This is a genomic window from Tolypothrix campylonemoides VB511288_2 (assembly GCF_045999855.1).
Lineage (GTDB): Bacteria > Cyanobacteriota > Cyanobacteriia > Cyanobacteriales > Nostocaceae > Scytonema > Scytonema bouteillei_A.
In genome coordinates, this window is the sequence record NZ_JBFPMW010000006.1 from 143021 (window position 1) to 164805 (window position 21785).

The 21785-nt window shown below is 42.5% G+C and carries 17 protein-coding genes and 1 pseudogene; 7 read left to right on the forward strand and 11 right to left on the reverse strand.

Annotated elements, in window-relative coordinates:
- Window positions 1–743, reverse strand: a 743-nt coding sequence (locus AB0756_RS19750; protein WP_408104003.1) for an AAA family ATPase, incomplete at its 3' end; no start/stop codon positions are given.
- 244 nt (window positions 744–987) lie between these two features.
- Here AB0756_RS19750 and AB0756_RS19755 point away from each other — a divergent pair.
- Together AB0756_RS19755 and AB0756_RS19760 are read left to right on the forward strand one after the other, a co-directional pair.
- The gene (locus tag AB0756_RS19755) at window positions 988–1254 is read left to right on the forward strand and encodes a hypothetical protein (RefSeq protein WP_137986558.1); all 267 of its coding nucleotides are present in this window, start codon (window positions 988–990) and stop codon (window positions 1252–1254) included.
- A gap of 83 nt (window positions 1255–1337) precedes the next feature.
- Window positions 1338–2450 carry an S-(hydroxymethyl)glutathione dehydrogenase/class III alcohol dehydrogenase gene (locus tag AB0756_RS19760; RefSeq protein WP_038080916.1) on the forward strand — a complete coding sequence of 371 codons (1113 nt, stop codon included), beginning with the start codon at window positions 1338–1340 and terminating at the stop codon, window positions 2448–2450.
- A gap of 224 nt (window positions 2451–2674) precedes the next feature.
- Here the strand turns inward: AB0756_RS19760 and AB0756_RS19765 are convergent, their stop codons facing one another.
- A complete protein-coding gene (locus AB0756_RS19765) occupies window positions 2675–4141 on the reverse strand; it encodes a carotenoid oxygenase family protein (protein ID WP_038080915.1) in 1467 nt (488 codons plus the stop codon).
- Window positions 4142–4324: 183 nt separating this feature from the next.
- Window positions 4325–7021 carry a PAS domain-containing hybrid sensor histidine kinase/response regulator gene (locus tag AB0756_RS19770; RefSeq protein WP_137986559.1) on the reverse strand — a complete coding sequence of 899 codons (2697 nt, stop codon included), beginning with the start codon at window positions 7019–7021 and terminating at the stop codon, window positions 4325–4327.
- A 263-nt stretch (window positions 7022–7284) separates the two neighbouring features.
- Between AB0756_RS19770 and AB0756_RS19775 the strand changes: the two are divergent.
- Window positions 7285–7926, forward strand: a pseudogene (locus tag AB0756_RS19775) (alkaline phosphatase); the annotation flags it as partial.
- A 171-nt stretch (window positions 7927–8097) separates the two neighbouring features.
- Here the strand turns inward: AB0756_RS19775 and AB0756_RS19780 are convergent.
- Window positions 8098–8274, reverse strand: coding sequence for a hypothetical protein (locus AB0756_RS19780; RefSeq protein WP_162002200.1), 177 nt, complete (start codon window positions 8272–8274; stop codon window positions 8098–8100).
- 173 nt (window positions 8275–8447) lie between these two features.
- Between AB0756_RS19780 and AB0756_RS19785 the strand changes: the two genes are divergently transcribed.
- Window positions 8448–10379 carry a protein kinase domain-containing protein gene (locus AB0756_RS19785; RefSeq protein ID WP_167844796.1) on the forward strand — a complete coding sequence of 644 codons (1932 nt, stop codon included), beginning with the start codon at window positions 8448–8450 and terminating at the stop codon, window positions 10377–10379.
- Window positions 10380–11043: 664 nt separating this feature from the next.
- Here AB0756_RS19785 and AB0756_RS19790 read toward each other — a convergent pair.
- Entirely contained in the window at window positions 11044–12003 is a 960-nt protein-coding gene (locus AB0756_RS19790) for a 50S ribosomal protein L11 methyltransferase (RefSeq protein WP_038080914.1), read from the reverse strand.
- A 134-nt stretch (window positions 12004–12137) separates the two neighbouring features.
- Here AB0756_RS19790 and AB0756_RS19795 point away from each other — a divergent pair, with 134 nt between their 5' ends.
- A complete protein-coding gene (locus AB0756_RS19795; RefSeq protein ID WP_038080913.1) occupies window positions 12138–13544 on the forward strand; it encodes an ATP-binding protein in 1407 nt (468 codons plus the stop codon).
- Between the two features lie 156 nt (window positions 13545–13700).
- Here the strand turns inward: AB0756_RS19795 and AB0756_RS19800 are convergent, their stop codons facing one another.
- The 3 genes from AB0756_RS19800 to AB0756_RS19810 all read right to left on the reverse strand — a co-directional run bounded on the left by AB0756_RS19800 (window position 13701) and on the right by AB0756_RS19810 (window position 15973).
- Window positions 13701–14927, reverse strand: coding sequence for a cytochrome P450 family protein (locus AB0756_RS19800; protein ID WP_038080912.1), 1227 nt, complete (start codon window positions 14925–14927; stop codon window positions 13701–13703).
- A 107-nt stretch (window positions 14928–15034) separates the two neighbouring features.
- Window positions 15035–15628 carry a TetR/AcrR family transcriptional regulator gene (locus AB0756_RS19805; protein WP_038080910.1) on the reverse strand — a complete coding sequence of 198 codons (594 nt, stop codon included), beginning with the start codon at window positions 15626–15628 and terminating at the stop codon, window positions 15035–15037.
- 204 nt (window positions 15629–15832) lie between these two features.
- Entirely contained in the window at window positions 15833–15973 is a 141-nt protein-coding gene (locus tag AB0756_RS19810) for a hypothetical protein (RefSeq protein WP_153021423.1), read from the reverse strand.
- Window positions 15974–16189: 216 nt separating this feature from the next.
- On the opposite strand from AB0756_RS19810, the gene AB0756_RS19815 reads away from it, so the two are divergent.
- On the forward strand, window positions 16190–17059 hold the full coding sequence (locus AB0756_RS19815; RefSeq protein WP_082051868.1) for a DUF72 domain-containing protein: 870 nt from the start codon (window positions 16190–16192) through the stop codon (window positions 17057–17059).
- A gap of 27 nt (window positions 17060–17086) precedes the next feature.
- Entirely contained in the window at window positions 17087–17998 is a 912-nt protein-coding gene (locus tag AB0756_RS19820) for a competence protein CoiA family protein (protein WP_038080928.1), read from the forward strand.
- Between the two features lie 41 nt (window positions 17999–18039).
- On the opposite strand, the gene AB0756_RS19825 is transcribed toward AB0756_RS19820, so the two are convergent.
- The 3 genes from AB0756_RS19825 to AB0756_RS19835 all read right to left on the reverse strand — a co-directional run bounded on the left by AB0756_RS19825 (window position 18040) and on the right by AB0756_RS19835 (window position 21514).
- Window positions 18040–19371, reverse strand: a complete 1332-nt coding sequence (locus AB0756_RS19825; RefSeq protein WP_038080909.1) for a serine/threonine protein kinase — start codon at window positions 19369–19371, stop codon at window positions 18040–18042.
- 87 nt (window positions 19372–19458) lie between these two features.
- Window positions 19459–19638 carry a hypothetical protein gene (locus AB0756_RS19830; protein ID WP_137986560.1) on the reverse strand — a complete coding sequence of 60 codons (180 nt, stop codon included), beginning with the start codon at window positions 19636–19638 and terminating at the stop codon, window positions 19459–19461.
- A gap of 7 nt (window positions 19639–19645) precedes the next feature.
- On the reverse strand, window positions 19646–21514 hold the full coding sequence (locus AB0756_RS19835) for a lipoxygenase family protein (RefSeq protein WP_050046589.1): 1869 nt from the start codon (window positions 21512–21514) through the stop codon (window positions 19646–19648).
- Between the last annotated feature and the right edge of the window lie 271 nt (window positions 21515–21785).

The window sequence follows — 21785 nt, forward strand, 5'->3', positions numbered from 1 at the left end:
GGGTCAAACGGTGCTGGTATTGGCGGCAGTGCTGAAACCTGCTGTTGCAGTTGTGCGGTGCTTTGGCTTAAGTGTTCTATTTGCTGTAGCTCCGAGCGCTGGTTAAATGCCTCTGTTAACGAGCTCATAGAAGCTTGTAACTGCTGAATTTGTTGCTCTAGCCCGGTAGGGTCAAACGGTGCTGGTATTGGCGGCAGTGCTGAAACCTGCTGTTGCAGTTGTGCGGTGCTTTGGCTTAAGTGTTCTATTTGCTGTAGCTCCGAGCGCTGGTTAAATGCCTCTGTTAACGAGCTTATAGAAGCTTGCAACTGCTTAATTTTCTGGTTAAAGTCTTCGATTTCCTGCTTGGTGGCACTCTGGCTGGTAATCTGTTTTGTGTGGATAAGTGCTGTTTTCAGTTCCTCAATCTGTTGCTCCAGGTTAGTGGGGTCAAAGGGTGCTGGTATTGGGACAGCAGACAGAGTTTCAACTGAGGTGCGTACCGATTCCATCTGTGCTGACAGTTGCCGATCTACGTGTGTGACGCGAGTGCCCATTTCAGACGAGACAGCAGTTATATTCTCCTGTAAGCCCTGCTCAAATCGGCGTCGGTTGATCAGGCTCAGCGAGAGGGCTAAACTCAGGGGCGCAACCGCATAGATCAGCTGCTGGGAAAAAACTGCAAATACTGACCCAGCGACAGAACCCGCTACAGATACAGTTTCTGTTATTTCCAACCCATTGCGGTTAATGGAGTCTTTCATGCGCTACACCCTCAGTGTTTTCTTTGCCTATGATAGAAAACTTAACATATCCGCAGTCCCAGAAGAGTTGCAGAGTTTTTATAGCAAAATTCTATCCATCTTATATATAACGATAAAACTTGTCGAAGTACACAGTGACGAACTGTGCGAATTGTATCCCGTGTTAACCAGCGGTATTGATTGAAAAATCGACTTAAAGCTCTTGCAGACTTTGTTTGGCTGTGTTCAGGTAAAGGACGACCTGGTGCTTTTAAAAACAATCCCCTTGATTGTCTTTCTGGTACTGGGTCAGCGAGACAGCAGTGAAAAATTACAAATTCAACCACTAAATTTAAGTGCGATCGCGCTTCTTTATAGGGCTGTTGATGTTATGTTGGCGGTAACTCTGATAAGTCATCACCTGATGGTTGGGGACTTGGTCTTAACCAAGATTTTCAAAACTTCAAACCAATTGCCACTTAAAAAAAGAACAAAGGAGTCAGTCGTCAGAATCTTGCCTCCAGTACGCTAGAAGAATTTTAAAAAAAGATATGAAGTCATCTGCGGTTGAGTAAACTCAAGTGAGTTAGTATAGCTGATACAGGAAGGCTCAACTTGGAAGTTAAAGCAGCAGTGGCTCACGGAGCTAATAAGCCGTTAACAATTGAAACCGTTCAACTTGATGGACCCCGTGCGGGGGAAGTGATGGTTGAAATTAAAGCCAGTGGCGTTTGCCATACCGATGCATATACCCTTTCTGGTGCCGATCCCGAAGGTTTATTTCCAGCAATTTTGGGACATGAAGGTGCTGGGGTGGTTGTGGAAGTAGGGGAAGGTGTCACTAGTGTTAAGCCTGGTGACCATGTTATTCCTTTATACACCCCAGAATGCCGCCAGTGCGAATATTGTCTGAGCATGAAAACAAATCTCTGTCAGGCAATTCGTGCGACACAAGGACGTGGTGTTATGCCCGATGGTACCAGCCGCTTTTCAATTGATGGGCAAATGATTCACCATTACATGGGCACATCTACGTTTGCCAATTATACAGTCTTGCCAGAAATAGCTGTAGCAAAAATTCGTGAGGACGCACCTTTTGATAAGGTCTGTTATATTGGGTGTGGTGTAACAACGGGTATTGGTGCTGTCATCAATACAGCTAAAGTAGAACCAGGAGCCAATGTCGTGGTTTTTGGTTTGGGTGGAATTGGTTTAAATGTCATCCAAGCTGCAAGGATGGTAGGAGCCAATACAATCGTGGGAGTCGATATTAACCCCAAGAAAAAAGCTTTGGCGGAAAAGTTTGGCATGACTCACTTCGTCAATCCAAAAGAAGTTGAGGGTGACTTAGTTCCCTATCTCGTTGATTTAACTAAGGGTGGTGCTGATTACAGTTTTGAATGCATTGGCAATGTAAACGTCATGCGCCAAGCATTGGAATGTTGCCATAAAGGTTGGGGTGTCAGCGTCATTATTGGTGTTGCAGGTGCAGGTCAGGAAATTAGTACTCGTCCTTTTCAACTTGTAACGGGGCGGGTATGGAAAGGTTCGGCATTTGGTGGAGCAAGAGGGCGTACTGATGTGCCAAAAATTGTGGATTGGTATATGCAGGGCAAAATTAACATCGACGATCTCATTACTCATGTGATGCCTGTGGAACGTATCAATGACGCTTTACAGTTGATGCATGAAGGCGAATCCATTCGTAGTGTGGTGACTTTTAGTTAAATGTAGGGTGGGCAATGCCCCACCCTACCTGGGGAATTCGCCAATCCCCAACTCCATTTCTCCGATTTATACATAAGAAATATTTATATGTAAAATTACCCTTAATTATGTCAAAAGTTTGAAGTCATAATTAAAAATTTCAGAGAGAATAGAGAAAATTCTATGGTTTGCACGCTGAAACCGCCTTTTAAAGGCGGTTTTCTCTACTACCTTCATGGAGCTAGCTATGCAGGTTTCCACGTACCGTGGAAACTGTGGGGAATAACGCTTGGTAATTCCAATTTGCACGCAGGTTCTTTGTCTAAACCATCTGCGTCATAAATCCAAACTTCACTGCGATCGCCTTTGGCGCAAGCTGTACCCAGCTTATCGCAATTCCCATCATACACAACTGTGATGACCCAACCTTTGTCGGGATTTTGGGAATCTGGAGCGTAAATGGCTTCGGAACAATAGCGATTTTCACCACTATCAGCAACCGTTAAAGTATCAGTTTTGTGGTCAAAACGGGCGATCGCACCAAAGATTTCTTTTCGAGAATCGACTCCAGTACGCTGTACGGTGAGATAAGTTTGACTGCTAGCTTGTCCCTGGTGTTGTGGCGGTACCACAGGGAACTCACAATGACGATCCATAATTTCTGCCATTGCTTTGACTTTACCCGTCAAAGGATCGAGGCACATTCTCCACAATGTACTGACTGCTAAAGTATGAGTCTCTCCCGTTGCGACTTCTCTTAAATACTGGTTAGTCTGAAAATCGGGATACCTGACTATATCTACAATAACCGCTCCACCAGCATCTACATAGCCGTTAGCAAAATGCCACTGATACCACGGTTCTGCTTCACCGCGACTCACCACTTGCAATGTGTGACGGTCAACGACTAAAATTTGGGTTCCCTTGTTTGATTGCCACTGCAAAGCATGACCAAAATCACTCAAGCCTATAGCGGTCGGCAAAAGGTTAAGCCGCACGGGGGGAATACAAAAGACAAGATATTGCCCTGCAAAAACAAAATCATGCACCAATGGAACTCCATCTAGGGCGTGCGATGCTTTTTGGACAATTTTACCCGACTTATCGCTTCTATAAATATTTAAGATTGCATTTAATCCTGGAGTGACGCCAAAGTTAAAAATTTCCCCTGTCTGCGGATCGCGCTTGTAGTGAGCAGAATAAGGCATTCCCACCGTTAACGCACCTAAATCATCTTCACCGAGAGTTGCCAAAGTTTGCAAATCAAGACCGTGAGGTTTACCACCTTCCCACAATGCCAAAAGTTTATCGGGCAATGCCAGTACACTAGTATTAGCAGCGTTCTTAATCGGTTTCAACCATTGATTCCATATCGGTCCGGGTGCAGTCATGCCATAATTGCCATAAAGCAAACGATCTTTTGCTTCTTCTTCTTGATAACCAACCGTTTGTACGTAGCGATATAGCCCAGTCGCCCCTGAATCTGTAAAATGTACGGCAAGAATGGCTCCATCACCATCAAACCAATGTCCCATCTGAAGACCGTTGCGTTGCAATCTTGCAGGACCGTTACGGTAGAGTGTACCCCGCAAACCTTCAGGAATTTTGCCAGATAGGATTTGCAGTGGAGTTTGTGGAAATTCTTTGGCTGGTTGGGCTAGGGCTTTTGCCCACGCTTTTTTTGTTGACTTTTTTTTGTCAATTGTTTGCATGAATTGCTCTTAACCGTACTAACAACTGGGGTAGGGATACTACCTCTCTATAAATTTATTATCGTGGCACTTTTGTTACATTGCTTCATCCAATAGCAAGAGCTCATTGTTTCCAGTTTGTAAACAACCACTAGTGGTCTGTCGCAAAAGTTTTGTATTAGACTATACTTTTATCGAAGTGACTCATAATTGCGTATTAACAAACTGCTGAGATAGTTCCAAGAGCATATCTAGACGAAAATTATTGACCAAATCCGTGAGAACTTGAGCTAAAGAAGATTCCTTCTCTGGAATTTGCTCGATTAAGTCTAATATTATCTCGTCATTAGCGCACAACACTGCATGGTGTAGCTGTTCTATCCATTCAGGAGGCATAACACTTAGATCTTCAGCAGTCAGTTGCTTAAATGTGGCTGCAGGTTGTGGTGAGACGAGATGATTCTCTTCTTCATAGATATAACGCACTCCCAAGTGCCGAGCCATGATGTCAAACAATACTGCTTCTTGAAAAGGTTTACGCACGAAGTCATCACAGCCCGCAGACAAAATTTGCGATCGCTCTTCTTCAAATGCACTAGCAGTTAAGGCAATAATAACGGTAGACGGACCTTTGTTTGTTGCTTTAATTTGTCTGGTAACCTCATAACCATTCATCACTGGCATTCGCATATCCATCCAAATAAGATGCGGTTCCCACGTTGACCACAAAGCCAGTGCGTCAGAACCGTTAACTGCTTGATACACTTGAAATCCCAACGGTTCTAGCAATTTAACGAGTAGCAGGCGGCTCTCATCTATATCATCCACAACTAAAATGCGATAGGTTGGTTGGTTGGGTTGAAGCCCAATAACTCGCTTGCTGGTAGATGAAATTTTATTATCGTCGATAGTCGTTTTGCTAACTACTACATCAAATATAAAACTTGTTCCCTTACCTACTTGGCTGTTAACGGTGATGTTTCCTCCCATCAAACGCACATATTCTCGGCTAATAGCTAAACCCAAACCCGTTCCTTGCATTGATTGACGACCTGTTTCTGTTTGGAAAAAGGGCTCAAACAAAGTAGCTATTTCCTGTTGTTCCATTCCAGGTCCAGTATCTTCGACTGCAAACTTGATTTGGTATTGGGGATTAGCGATTGGAGATAAGAAACTCTTAGTTTTCAATTGCAAGTCTCCTGTTTCCGAACTCACTCGCAAAATCACACCGCCTTTGTTAGTAAATTTAATGGCGTTTTCTAATAAGTTAATTAAGACTTGGCGCAACTTACTTTCATCAGTTCGCACGTATTGGGGAATGTCTGCCGATCGTTCAAAGATAAAATTTAAATTTTTGACACTAGCTTTAAACTGGAGCATCTTTTGAATGTCGTTCAGTAGCTCAAACAAGTCAAAGCTATTTTCATTAAGAGTGATTTGACCTGCTTCAATTTTAGACATTGACAAAATGTCGTTAATGAGATTTAGCAAATGTTCGCCACTGCGATTGATAATTTGTAGTTGTTCTTTGTCCTTGGGGCAAAGCGAATGACTGCGAGCCATCAACTGGCTAAAACCGAGAATAGCGTTGAGTGGTGTTCTCAGTTCGTGGCTCATGTTGGATAAGAACCGACTTTTGGCAATTGATGCCGTTTCAGCTTCGGAGAGTGCTTGCTGTAGGACGGCTTCGCTTTGTTTGCGATCGCTAATATCCTCGACTATATAAGAAAATCTCGGACGACCGTTAGGACCAATTGCGATCGGGCAAACGCTAACAGAGAACCATTTAGAACCCGTAGGAGTCTCTTGAATATATTCAAATCGCACGGGTGCTTGAAGATCGTTTGCCTTTTGGTAATGGTTCATCCACAGTTGTCGGGTTGCTTGGGACGAGCCCATGTCACTGCTGAACCGATTTTGCATTTCTTCGGGAGTTCTACCGAAGAACTTGGCTGATTCTAAATTATCAGAAAGATGCAAGATATCATTATCATACAGTTCAACAATACCCATCATCATTGAGCTACTGTTGAAAAAGCTACGCAGTGTTGATTCGCTCTGCCGCAGGGCTTCTTTTGCAAGCTGACGCTTAGTAATATCAACATAAGCAATTGCCACACCATAGCCGGGAAGGGGAATCGGTGAAGCCGTAACGCTAATCCAAGTAGTCTCACCATTTGGTTTGACGATTCCCATCTCTACATTTTCCACAACTCGCTTTTCTGTAAGCGCTCTCACACTGGCAAACTCTTGGGGTGGCATGGGGGTTTTATTGAGACGAATGCAAACCCACTCAGACGCATCATATTTACGTGCTGTATGTTCGGAGCTAGATATGCCTAAAATTTTCTCAGAAGCTGGATTGACTTCTACCACTTGTCCTACTTCATCGGTAATAGAGATACCAATAGGAAAGATTTCAAACAGGGTTTTATATTTTGTTTGACTTTCTTTTAACGCCTCTTCTATTTGTTTGCGTTCGCCAATTTCACGCTCTAGTTCGCGGTTTGCTGCTTCTAATTGTGCGGGGCTCGGAAGAGCAAGTGCCTTGGGCACCATCGGGATAATTTCAATAGCTGTATAAAGTGATGCAATAGCAGTAATAGCCTTGACACAACCACTTAACCAGTAGGTGGGATACCAGAGCGTCCACACCTCCATAATATGGCTTGTGCCACAAGCAATAATAAATGTTCCAAATAGCAGAAATACCTGATTGAACGGTAAGTCCTGACGCTTGCGGACAAAATACACTAGGGTGATGGGAATTGAATAATAAGCAAGTGCAATTAAGCAGTCCGATAAAAGATGCAGTTCCACTAACTCTGGCTTCCAGAGATAGCAATGACCGTGTGGAATAAATTCAGTATAAGCAAAAAAAATTTTTGAAAGTTCTAACATTCAGTCTATTGTCAAAAACACACCATGCTTCGCATTCAGGGTAGCAAGTATTACGGATATTTGGCTTCAGAATTTATACTGAAAATTCACTTTGCAGCTAACCTTGTGCCGTAAAAGCACGCTAATAGGACATAATTATGGAATTGGCATCTATAACTTTAGGTTATTGACTTAAATTAAAGTATATGCAATTAAATTTCAAAGCGGTACAAAAAATTAACAGAAAATTTGTTGTTGATTTAGCGCTCGTGACTCTGATAGTTATGGTGGGTTGTGCTGCAATACCTACAGCCAAGACTGGTTCGCGTCAGGGTAATGTCATATTCATTCATCCTGATGGTACGAGTGCATCTCATTGGGGTGCAGCCCGAATGCTTCACTACGGTCCTGATGGGAGACTGAATTGGGATAAGATGTCCAATCTCGCTGTATACCTCGGACACATGAAAAACCAACTGACAGCAACTTCCAATGCAGGTGCAGTTACTCATGCAACAGGAGTGAAGGTGAATGCAGACTCCTATGGCTTAGATGAAGCGGGTAAACCAGTGGTAGCAGCTTCCGGTAAACCTAAGACTATTATGCAGGAAGCTATAGCCGCAGGAAAAGCAACTGCGATCGTTAACTCCGGTATTATTCCCGAACCTGGAACAGGTGCATTTTTAGCCAAATCAGCAAGCCGCCGTAATTTTGATGAAATTACCAAACAAATTGTTGAGTCAGGTGCAGATGTGATTTTGGGAGGTGGCGAAGCATGGTATCTTCCCAAAGGAACTGTAGGAAGACACACAACTGCAGAACAAGCCCAACGTACTGATGGATTGAATTTGATAGAACTGGCAAAAAGTAAGGGTTACACGGTCGTTTACACTCGTGATGAACTTTTGAATTTACCAAGCAATTCCTGGAATTGGTTGCACAGAACCAGAGCGAATTTCTGAACGTCGCTATCTGGGAACGAGGTGGTACAAAATTTCTGGAGCCCCTTAAAATTGATGTAGAAGACCACTTGTCACTGATTAGAGGACGGACTGTGGCTGCTTGCTTTCAACTATTAAGTGCTATTCCTAATATTCCTAACGTTGCAAATCATAAAAAGTGTTATCTTCCTCAACTATGGCTAATAAATAATCTGGTTTGAGTTTGATTGCTTGTTCGTAAGCTGCGATCGCTCGATTGTAATTGCCAAAATTGTTGCTGTACGTATAGCCTAGCAAGTCCCAAACCAGAAAATGATTTGGTTTAATTTTCACCAGGGATGTTTATTGCTTCATACCAATCATCCCTACAGTCTTAGCAATATAATCTCGGTTTTTGCTTGTAGTAGATTTTTGCAACATAACCGAAAAAATACCGTCAGTACTTGTAGTGATTGTTTAAGATTAAATAAAGTTTTTACTAAAAATACTTTTAACTCGGCTGTCTTATGAGCAACAACGTATCTATTAAAACAATTTTAATACTATCTGCCAATCCAAAAGGTACAACTCGGTTAGAAGGCAGTGAAGAAGTCAGGGAAATTGGCGAGGCATTGAGGCGTGCAAAGAAGCGCGAGCAGTTTAAACTAGAAATGGAGTTGGCTGTAAGGATTGATGATTTTTATCGAGCGATTCTAGATTATCAACCCCAAATCGTTCACTTTAGCGGACATGGATCTGGGGAAGATGGGATCGTGTTAGAAAATGACACGGGACAACCAGCTTTTTTACCAGCAGATGAGCTTGCTGGTTTGTTTAAGGAATTTGCTACTAAGGGTGTAGAGTGTGTGGTATTAAATGCTTGTTACTCAGAAGTACAAGCTAATGCTATTAGCCAATACGTTAATTATGTGATTGGTATGCATGAGTCTGTTGGAGATAGAGCGGCTATTGATTTTGCTGTCACATTTTATGATGCTATCGGAAGTGGAGAAAGTATAAAATTTGCCTTTAATTTAGCCCGCAATCGACTCATTCATTTAGGAGAAAACGAAGCTCCAGTATTGAAAATTAATTCTTCAGCAATCAACAAAGATACCTCAGAGGATTTATCATTAATTGAATTTAACAAACTTGTAGAGCCCAGATATCAAATATTAGGAAAAATTATTCAAAGTAGTGTTGCTCCAGTATATAAAGCATACGATCGCACGTTGGAACGGAATGTAGCTATCAAAGTCTTAGCACGTGAAGATTTACAAGTAGATTTTGATGCAAGCCTTAGAAAGGCAGTTAATATTTCCAATGAAGCAAACTTTATTACTATTTATGATGCGTATTTAGAAACACAACCTCATTACTGTATTCTGCAATTTATTGATGGGGAAACCATCCGACAAACGTTAACAGATAAAGGTAAACTACCATTTACTGTAGTCAGCAAACTCATATTAAAGATTGGAGATACACTTGTTCGAGCCAGAGAACTAAAAAATATTTATGGAAATATCAAGCCATCAACAATTATGCTTCTTTGTAAGGAGAATGAATATGAGCCTTTTATTTCGCCCTTAGACTTGTGTAAAGATTTTTCTCCCAATCGAATTTTAGAAGAACTCGAGCGGAAGTCAAAAACTTATGGAAAGCAAGCCATTTTAGAAGATTTAGCGTACTTACTTCCTGAAAATTTTAGTAAAGTATCAATCGATTCTTCTACACCCGATCAATCCGATCAGTACAGTCTCGGTCTTTTAGCATATGAACTTCTCACAGGTCAATTACCACCTACCATAAAGGATATTAAAGACTTAAAGAAAAATGGTGATAAAGCATTTAAGTCTCTCATCTCAATAACAGACAAATGCCATGGATGTCCTACTATCTTTGAAAAAGCCATTCTTAAGATGACATCACGCGATCCAGCAAATCGTTATGAAACACTTGAGGATGCGTTAAAAATTATTCGTGGTGTTAGTTTTTATTTGAACACAGCAAAGGAAAGTTATGCAAGGTGTACGAGTGATGCAGATTTTGATAAAAAGTTTTTCAAAACTTTCTATCATAAATTTTTGACACAATTTTGTCCTCATGCTGCACAAAAGTTTCTTTCTCTTGAGGCTGAAGGGCGTTGGAATCACCAACATCAGCAGCTAAAAGAAGCTATTGTTTTATTATTTGCATATTACGAACACAATGAGCGATTTCCCCAGGAAAACGAGCAAGAAGAACCCAATGTTCTCAGCCGTATTGCTGAAATGCACAGTCATACCAAGCATGATATTCCCAAAAATTTATATACAGACTTTGTCAATGCTTTGATTGATACAGTCCTTGAATTCGATCCTTTGTGTCAGGAAAATGATGATTATCAGGAATTAATTGGGAAAGCTTGGCAAAAAGTTGTGGCTCCGGGAGTTGAATACATGAAATCAAAATATTAATTTTTAACGAATACCAATTCTATGTGAAGTTGCACATTATTGCCCTCACCCTAGAAGGGTGGACGGCAGGCTAATTGTAGCATCTTCATAGAAAATTGGTATAACTAGCGTTATCAATATGAAAACTGTCAGGCTTGGAGAAAATGTTCGCAGTTGGGCTTTAGCACTAAAGCCCAACTGCGAACCTAAAAGAATCTTATATTCAATTTGTTTGAGCTTTTTATCATATGTTTGTCAATCATTACTGGTGGGTATGAAAAATAGCCCTAGTAAATGTAGAGAACAATCTGGTACGTACTTTGGTCAAAACAGCCCTAGTAAATGACATACCCACCAGTAAGAACAATCATCAAAAACAGCCCTAGTAAAAACATACCTACTGGTTTGTCCCATTAATTTTGATAGGCTGCCACCTCGTTCCCAGGCTCAGCCTGGGAACGAGATAAAACGAGAGTGGGTAGTGCGTTCACTTACCTATGAGAATTTATGCGATGGACCACTAGTAATGACATACCCACCAGTAAAAACAGCCCTAGTAAATATTGATTATCGTAAAGCTTTTACTATAAGTCCTAAATAATGCGTGTCCGCAACTTCAGTACAAGCATGGGAGGGTATTTATTTACGTATAGGTACTTTGGGTAGACTTTATCGAGCAGCACAACTATTCTTTGAGCTGGTAAGCAATAGCAACCCATTCATCCAATTGTTCCTTATCGATCGCTTCAAATCCAACTTCTGTAAAAGTTGCAGTTACCGCATCCTCATAGTCTGTATCAAAACCTGACGCAATCAACAGACCCGATCGCATCGCATCCCGACGTAAAGCTTGTCGGTAATCTGGGGCAAGGGTAATGTGTATCCGTGCAAGGATATTTGCGGTAATCAAGTCAAAGGTTTGTGTTTCCTGGATAGTTGACACATTATCAACAGTACCAATGCCCATCCAATGCCCCAATTCACTACCGCGTCCGAGGCTTCCTCGCATAACTGTGACTTGTTGCTCTACCTCATTGCGATTGACAGCATCTTGAGTGGATTGCACGGCAATACTATCGTTATCTACTGCCAAAACAGATGCTCCAAGTTTTGCCATGGCGATACTCAAAATCCCGGAGCCAGAACCAACATCGAGAACGTTCATCTTAGGGACTACGTGGCGTTCGAGGAGCCGCAGATTAAGAATGGTTGTCGGATGCAAACCACTGCCGAAGGCAAGATTGGTTTTGAGTCGCAAGACAATTTCGTCAGATGTGGGCGTGTAGGGGGTTTCGGGTGTCAGGACGACAAAGCGCTGTCCAATACGGTTAATTATAGAGTTAACTCCTCCCAACTGAGGTTTTTTCTCTACAAGAGCTTCTTGAAGAGGGCTGCACAGTCTGGCTCGTTGCAAGGATAAGAGAGAGTCAGCAATTTCTTCTATGTATGTATCGCTAGCTAGGTAGAGACGGATTGTAAACGCCCATTGGGGTTGTATGACATCTGGATTGATTGGAAGGTTTGTATCTAAATGAGTATATTGAGTTACATAAATCTCATCTGTGTAGTGGGTTGCAGCTAGCAGTGTACAAACCCAATCAACAGCCTCGTGTGTGATATTGAGGCTTAATTCTACCCATGACATATTTTCTATCTTTTATTTTAACTCATGCTTTATCATAACAAGAGGTCTGGAGTCTTTTGTTAAGGTTGCAAACCGAGCGGCAGTTAAGTGTGTTGGATAGCAAATCATCTTGATGAACGGGGAGATAGCTTGTTATGCTGTGCGTTGATGATTTACTGAAACTAGACGCCTTTCGACAGCTTACACCAAAGCAATTGGAATGGGTATGCGATCGCGTGGAACCCATCGATTTGCATCAGGGAGAACCCCTCATTCATGAAGGTGATGCTGACAGTACCACAGGCGTGTTTATCTTGGCTAAGGGAAGAATGAGCATTACTCGCATGAGCGATCGCGTTGAAATGCCCATCGGTCAACACAGTGCTCCTAATTTTTTTGGAGAAGTCCCAGTTTTGACGGAAGAACCAATGGCAGTAACTATGCGAGCCATCACAGCTTGCAAGCTATATAAACTCGCAGCTGGTGACTTTCTCTCACTGCTACATGAATGCCGTGATTTTGAAAGAGTTATTTTTCGCACCTTTGAACGGCGAATGCGGGGTTTGGAGTCTTTTATTCGCACCCGTGAAAAGATGGCTGCATTGGGAACTCTAGCAGCAGGATTAGCTCATGAAATTAACAACCCAGCCGCCGCTCTGGTGCGATCGCTCAATGGGATGATTCCCGCAGTCCGAGAGCTAGAGCGGATGAACTTGATTTACGGACAACAACGCGCAGACCCCGAACATACTCAGCAATGGCTGGACGTGAGAGATGCTGGAGTAGATTCTATTGTTAACGATTTGGTTGACCCCATTACGTTAAGCGATCGCGAAGATGAGCTTTTAGAATGGTTGGAAAATTATGGAGTTGAGCAGGCGTGGAAACTAGCAACACCTCTAGCATCAGCAGGTATAAAGGTAGAGATTCTTGAGAAACTGACCCAACCTTGGCGAAATACAACTACGGAACTCCGGGATTTGGGGATTCGCTGGCTGGCACTATCATTTGAGGTAACATCTATGATACGTAGCGGATTGCGTGGAGCCGAAAGGATCGATACATTGGTAACCGCAATGAAATCCTACTCCTATCTTGACCGAGGCGCACAACAAATCATCGACATTCATGAAGGGATAGAAGATACATTACAGTTATTCTCCCACAAATTAAAAGAGGGTATTGCGGTAAAGCGTTCTTACGATCCATCCCTTCCCAAAATCTCAGCTTATGGCAGTGAATTAAACCAAGTTTGGACAAATCTTATCGATAATGCGTTATATGCAATGAACGGTCAAGGTATTTTAGAAATCAAAACTTTATCTAAAGGACATCGCGTCCTCGTTGAAGTTATTGACTCAGGTTCGGGCATTCTCGCGGATATACAATCTCGGATTTTTGAGCCATTTTTCACGACTAAGCCTGTCGGTAAAGGGTCAGGTTTGGGTTTGGAAACCGCTAGAAGAATTGTGGAAAATCGACATCACGGAACTATTATAGTTGAGTCCGTACCTGGAAGAACCTGCTTTACTGTCTGCTTGCCCATCAATAAAGATACTTAAATCAATACCTTTGCCAAAATGCCCTCACTCTGGAAGAGTAGGGCTGTACAAACAAAGCCCACCTGCGTGGGCAACATTTATGTAGCCACAGACTTCCAGTCTGTAGGGCTTTTGAGAAATTGGCAAAGGTATTGTTAAATGCAACTGGGTATCCATTCAGAACTTGACGGGAATTGCTTTGACTCCTCGGGTAATCAGACCAGAACGCCAACGCAGATTTTCGGGCTTGACGGCGAGCCGAATATTTGGCAAACGCTCGAACAGCACTTGGAACGCAACGTTGGACTCAAGCCGTGCGAGAGGTGCGCCAAGGCAGTAGTGTATGCCAGATCCAAAACCAACGTGTTTATTGTTTTGTCGGTCTAGCATTAGCGTTTCTGGATTCTCAAATTGTGATTCATCATGATTAGCCGAGCCAAGTGCAGCAAGCACCAACTCGCCTTTGGGAACAAGCGTTCCAGCGATCTCCAGATCTTCACGGGCATAGCGTGTTGTGGCGAACAACACTGGGGGTGTGTATCTCACAAGTTCTTCGATCGCAGATCTCATCAGTGTGGGCTCGTTGCGTAAGCGATCGAGTTCTGTAGGGTGTGTTAGCAACGCCAGCACGCCATTACCAATTAAATTGACTGTGGTTTCGTGACCGGCACTTAGCAAGAGTCCGACCATACCAATCAATTCGTCTTCAGATAATTTTGAGCCTTCTGATTCCGCTTGGAGTAGGGCGCTGGTTAAGTCATCTTGGGGATTTAAACGATGTTCGCGGAAAAGTCGGCGCAGAAACCTAATGAATTGATACAAACTGGGGATGGCAAGAAGACCGTCAATAGGTTTGCTTACGCTAACCATGACGTTTGACCAACGGTGAAAAGCTTCCCGATCCCGTTCGGCTACGCCGAGTATTTCGCTAATGACAACCATTGGGATTGGCAGTGCAAAGTCACGAATTAAATCCATTTCGCCTTTGGCTTGCACGCGATCGAGCAGCTCGTGCGCGAGGAGATGAATACGGATTTGCATTTGTGCAATCAGGCGTGGCATGAACGCCTGATGTACCAAAGAACGCAACCGGGAATGATCGGGTGTGTCGGTGTCAAGCATATTAGTTTGAAGGGGCTTGATGAATCCCGGTATCCACATTTGTTGTTGCTTTTTATTGGGAGATGGAGCATTGCGGCGGTCTTTGACGAGGCGTTCATCTGTGAGAGTAGCTAGCACATCGTTGTAGCGGGTAACAATCCAGGCTCGTTCCCCAAAGGCTTGGACTGGCACAACGGGTTGAGTATCTCGCCAGCGTTTGAAAGTTGGGAATGGATTAGCTCTGAAACTGGGTGAGGTAATATCAACTTGTTCAAGGGTGATGTTTGGGTAGGTTGTTGTCATAGTGGTTGTTTGGAACTGAATAAAGGTTTGGTAAGGGTTCGAGAGCGTTTTATGGGAGCGGAGTTATTTATAACTAACTGATTAGTTATTATTAAGTCAAAAAAAAACTATCTTGCTGTTTGTAGGTTAGGATCGAGTCCTCGCCACAGCAAATTGACAAACTCCTCAAGAAAGGTGCTGGTGTCTAGGGAAACAGTCGTGTTTTGCAAAGTTTGGCTCATAGTGAAGCCAACGACAGTATGCAGTAAAGTCATAGCCGGGATAATTGGGTCGCCCCGCACAATCCGTCCGAGCGCCATCTCACGCCCGATATACGCAGCGATCGCGGTAAAATCGGGTTCTATTCCTGGCGGTTTGACGATCTCCCCAGGTTGCCGTATTGACCACGCCAGCATCATTCGCGGTAATAACTCTTCTGAGTAAGATGCAATCCGTAAAGCGATTTTTAGCAGGTCAGATCGAGGATCTCCCTGTCCAATTTCAGCTTCGAGTTCTGCTGTCCAAATGCGATCGCGAGGCGTATCTGACATTGCAGCAAAGAACAAGGATTCTTTAGTTGGAAAGTGCTTGAAGATACTAGCACTTGAGATGCCTGCACGATTTGCAACATCCGCCGTGGTAGCGCTGAACCCCTGTTCGAGGAAGACTGCTCGGGCAGCTTCAAGAATCTGGGACTGGGTAATGGTTGGGTTTCTTGCCATATTGCAATAGTAACCAGTCAGTTATTTATTGTCAAGGCATAGAGTTGTTCTGCCGATAGCTATTACGCTCGTTTCCAGGGCGGCAAAACTCGCCCGCTTACCGTCTAACGTATATTTCAACAATCAAATAGGAGTTTTGAATGAGAGCCAAAGAGGATTTTCAATTTAATTTTGAAACTGACTTGATAACCTGCAACGACCCAGTTACAGTGTGCTATTTTTACGTATAACCGCTTCTAACTTAGCAGAAATTTTGTCAATTCTCTGCTTGATTTTCTCAGGATCTATATTCTTCCAAATATCTACACCTATAGATTGTTTGTTATCTCGACTGGTATCAGACATGGCACACCTACAAATAATTGACCTAACACCTTATTCTTTACCTACTATCTTTACAAATTTTAATAATTTGGGATTCTTTCTTTCGGTGTAAATCGATTTTGTACTCCCTTATACCTTACACCCAAACGCTACAAGTTGAAACAATTTGCAAAACATTTGACAAAAGCTTTGCTAACGTAGGTACTATGAACTACGAACAAATTAAAGTCTAAGGCTGTGCTGTCCGGTCAATCTCCATTTTTTATTGGTTGTGCTGTTTGGGCTTATAAGGGGTGGGTAGGTGAACTCTACCCCCAAGGCACTCGTTCTGCTGAATTTTTACAATTGTATAGCAGGCGTTTTACCACTGTTGAAGGCAATACAACTTTCTATGCCGTACCTAATGCTGAAACTGTCACTCGTTGGGCTGCAGATACCCCTGCTGGTTTTGAGTTTTGCCTAAAGTTGCCAAGAGATATTACCCACAAAGGTTTGCTAACACCTAATATTGCTGCTGCTTTAAAATTTTTTGAAGAAATGAGCCTTTTAGGTAAACGTCTCGGACCTATCTTTGCCCAATTACCCCCAAGTTATTCACCTAAGTTAATTGATGACTTAGCTACTTTTCTTGAAGCATGGCAACAGACAGGAACTCGTTTAGCATTGGAAGTCAGGCATCCGGACTGGTTTTCAGAACCACAGACACATCATTTAACAGCATTGTTGGAAAAGCTTCACGTAGGTAAAGTCTTGTTAGACACGCGTCCTATCTATAGTGGAGATGATGACCCTCAAATACAATCAGAACGGCGCAAACCCAAACTGCCAGTACAATTTGGCGTCACAGCATCCTTTAGTTTGATTCGGTTTATTTCCCATCCCACCTTATCGGTCAATCAACCTTTTATGAAAGAGTGGGTCAATCAAATTAAGCAGTGGCTCGAGCAAGGAAAGCAAATTTATTTTTTTGTTCACTGTCCTGTAGAAGAAAAGTCACCTAGCACCGCACGCTACTTCCAAAAATTGTTAGAAAAAAGTCATGCGGAAGTTCCTTCTCTACCTTGGAATACTCTTGATAGCCCCCCCAATCAGCTGAGTTTGTGGTAATTGTGGCGTGAAATTAATGGTTTTCTTATGTGGTTAAAGTATGGTGTAGATAAAAATGGAGCATTAGTCGGTATTGAAGATGTTCCAAAAGGGAAAACTCCGTTGCAGTGTCCCTATTGTAATGGAAGTCTCACCGCTAAAAAAGGCAAGATAAAAGAGCATCACTTTGCTCATACTGAAGAAACCTGTCGTGCTGTTGCAGCGACTAATAAGGAGATACCCGTACTGCCTTTATACGAAAATTTTAATCTTCAGCTTTCAGGTAAGGAGTTCGATCGCTTACAGCTTCTTTGGCGGGAATATGGCTCGAAGAATCAAATTATTATTAGAGAATTGATTGTTACCAGCTTTTTATATCGGGAATTGTTACAAGAAAAACCTGGATTCAACCCTCCAGTTTATGAATTTACCAAATTGGGAAAAATCCCTTTTGGTGGTTTACCACTTGTACATTTTAATCAAGTGCAAGAACCACTTCTATTAAAAAAACTATCTGACTTAGAAGAGAAAACTGAACGCGCCCAACTTATCAACTTATCTAACTTACCGGAATTGCTTGTTGATTTACGAATATACCGCACCCAATTGAAAAGAATTTTTTCGACAACTCTTTATTACTTAAAAATTCAAGTTGATGGAAAAATACTCCATAAAATTGGAGTGACACAGCGGTCTGTAGATGAACGAATTGAAGAGATCAAATCCGATCTCAAAAAGTACTTTCAGACAGTGAATATAGAAGTGCTGGGAAGTTGGTTACACCGAGGAAATGTAGAAAAATATTTCAAGCATCGCTACCAAAAATTCAATTACCCTATAGGAAGTTTAACAGAATACTACAACTTCAATACTGAGGATGCTAACATTGTGTTGCGGGATTTACAACAAATGAAGCCAAAAGTTCTCAGTCAAGTTGAATTAGATATTCTCCAAACATAAGCTGAAAGAACACTTTAGTACCCTTCAAGACAGAAAAGTTTTCATGGTAGCAAAACATTCAGTATCAAGACAGTACTGCTAATCCATAACAAAATACTTATAGGGGCTGCGAATAAAATTCCCGCAATAGCCCAGCTTCTTTGATATTCTTTAAAGTGTTGGATACTGCGCCAATGTCTGCTTTTCCAAGCCCATTCATTTCCCTTTATACCAAGTGTAACAGACATCAAAAAACCTACTATGGGTACAAAACAGAGCAGTCCACTCCATACGCGATTTTGCCACAACCACAGCCAAGGTATTAAAAAAGCACCCCAGTTCCAACCTTTGATTGCTTCGGGAACTTTTTCTACACGATTTTTCAAACCGCATCCAGAGTTATTTCTCATTTCTGGAATTGGCAAATCTCGATCTTGTAAAACTAAACCAGAGTTGAGTGCATCCATTGCTTGACGAGCCGTTGAAAATCGATTTTCTGGTGCAGGTTCGGTCATTTTCTGCAACCAATTTGTAAAACTCGGGCTCAAGCTAACGCGTTCGCTAAACTGAATCTTTAAATTGCTTTGAGGTAAATCTGCTGGAGAAACTCCCGTTAGCAAATGAATCAATGACGCTCCCAACGCATATAAATCTGATGCAGGAACTACCTTACCGCCGAATTGCTCCACAGGCGAATATCCATAAGTTCCGACTACAGTGAAAGTTGCTCCCTCTGGCGAGACTTTATCTTGAACTGCACCAAAATCAACCAAATAGATTTTACCAGTTTCACCCCAAATGAGATTGCTCGGTTTGATATCGCGATGCAGCACTGCTGGATAGAGTTCGTGTAATTCTGTGAGAATATCTAAGACTTGAACAGCAATTTCTTTGACTTGGATTTCTGTAAATCGTTTGCCAGAAACCAGCAATTCTTTAAGGGACTCACCAGGAATGTATTCTTGTACCAAGCAAAACCACAGGATGCGATCGCCCTTGGCGCAAGCCGTACCCGGCTTATCGCTCTTAGCGCAAGCTGTACCCAGCTTATCGCATGGCAGCGCCGCCGTACCCGGCTGATCGCTCTTAGCGCAAGCTGTACCCAGCTTATCGCCTAGCGGCTGCTTTGTAGCATCGCCAACACAAAAATCATCAATATACTTTGGAATTTGAGGATGATGTAGATTTTGAAGTACTAGCGCTTCTCTCTGAAAAAGTTTTAAATCATCCCATTGCACGGTTTCACCAAAAGCAAGACATTTAACGACGACTTGCTTTTTTTCTACATCTGACGCCTGTAAATTCAATGCAAGCCAAGTTTGGCGAACCCCATTGTTACCAAGTTGGCGTTGGAGTTGGTAACGATTGTGTAACACTTGTCCTACTTGCAACATCTAACACCTGCTTATCACCAGCTTGATTTCTTTAATTTAGCGATAAGTTCTCTGGCTTGCATCTACCCTCCCATCGAGTTAGTTCGGTTACAAGCCAACCGCTACCGATTGAAGAAAGAAGCGATCGCTACACAGCCCGTAGACTAAGCAACATTCCCAGAGTTGCAGGCGTCCTCTACCTGCCGTGGGAACACCAGAAACGTGCATCTCAGGCATAGCCAGATGCACGTAGTTCATGTATTTGAATGTGGGGACTGCACGAAACATTTTTCGTTCAACCACTGGTACTGTTAGCCATACGAGAAGGTAAAAAGCCAGGGTAGCATTCCTCTCGGCGTTTATTTCGTTGTTCGATCTGTTTTTCTACAACCTCCAAACGATTTTGCAAGCCTTTAAGAACAGCAATAGCTCGCGGATCTTGAAAACTATTGACACCAAAATCTGTAAATGCTTTGACATCAAGTTTGACACCAATTCCCGATATGACGTTAACTTGTGCAAAAGTTGGTTCTATACCAGGAAGAAAACTTGTTAAACTCTTCTCATCTTCAATTGTTCCCTTGGTAATAGGAACAGGCTGATAAATAGCTCCAGGCATATTAGGGACAAAAGACATATACTGATATTGAGTCCAGGCAATGGCTGAGTGTTGCGGACCTGCTGTAAAAATAATTTGTGTTAGCAGGTCAATTAACTGGTCGCGGTCTTTTAGGTAGGATGGTAAAGAAGTGACACCAAAACCTCCATCACTAACAGGTGTCCGTAAAGCTTTTAACCAATTTTGTAACTCGAAATCCTCTCGAATATCTTTAGAAGATCTGTAGTAAATTCCTACATACCGACTGACATACTCGGATAGAGCATCCCAAACCAGCACTCCGTCATCTCGATAGGGAAAATCTTTTAATAAAGAGCGATCGCCAACACCGCGCCTTTGTAAATTGTTCGGCAAAGCAAAGTTGCTGAAGTTATCGAACATTTCCGAGACACCAAGATTTACAAGGTTGAGGGAGCTTTCTAAAGTACCTCCTAGAATGACATCTACGTATCCCCCTGGATTAATCAACACTCGATCGCCAAAAGCATTGATTGCCATTGTGAACTCAAAATGGGGTTTTAATAGGACGTGTACGGGATGAAGGGCAGGGAGTTCGCGTACAGTTGCCAGTGCGATGGGTTCTAGAGCAAGATGGGTTTGACCCAAGTGACGGACCAATTCATGAACGGAAAAATCAGCCATTTGAGCGATGAGCTTGGCTAGAGTCCAATCCACTCCATCCAAGGGAGTACAAAGCAAACTTTCTTGAGGAACTTGTCCGAGTTGAATGGCAATGGGAATTAAACGCCAATTACCACGGTCGCGATCGGCGTAATAAAGAGCGATAGGAGCAATGAGATATCGCTTTGTTTTTGAGGTAATGCCATCAGTCGCAAGGATTGCATAATCCGTTACAAACAGACCGCCATTTTTAGTAGCACTTTCAAGAGTTTCGCTAACATATGCCGTTCCTCTAGCAGCACCCAAAACGGTTTGAAAAATCTCATTTGTTATTCCCAGTTTTTCTTGAAGATCGTAATTGAGTGCTAGAACGTTGGTAAGTTCCATGGGATTGGGACCCCACAGCCGTTGCCCTGCAAATATCGCATCCTTGCGAAAGGTTTTAGCAATATCCGGTACGGGTAAAACTTGAAAAACATTTGTGTAGTCTTCTAATGCGAGAAAAGGTTTGGGATTTTGGAAAAATGCTTGTTGATTTTCTGTAATTTTCCGGGTTATGCTTGCCCGATTACTGCTATAGCCCCCATCAAAAGCCTCTTCGATCGGTAAAGTTGATACCCTAACAGAGTTTGGCAGTCGAGGTGTTAGCTGGTATTTAGAGCGTGCAATCTCAAGCTGCTGTTGGCGTTCTTTTTGGGATGCCAATGAATTTTTTTGAGGTAAAGTTGGGATTTGAGGATTGGCAGGAAGCGTGGGTTCTCTTGGTTGAGTGTCACTTACTATAAAATGTTCCAAGCCTGGAGCACAAATGAAACCAAGGAGCGCTAGCATGGTACGGCGCGAGAAAACGTACTGCTCGATTAATTGTTGGTGTCTTTGTTGTCGGTTTGGCGATGCTGCAAAGCAGCCGCTACGCGAACGCATAACGTGTTCTCCCCCAAAAATGTGACTTTAAACTTACAGCAGTAATACGGGCTTTGAGAGGAAAGACACGGATAAATTTTACAAAACTATATCGGATGGTTTCAGCATATATTACTACTACTGTTTGTTTGAAATTGGCAACAACAAAGCTCGATCGAAGCAGATCGTTTCAGATATTTCCCAAACTTTTGTCCGTGAGTCCGGCGTATTACAAAACTTTACAACAGTACTTGACAACTTTCTTTTGTATTATATATACTACAAAAGTAAC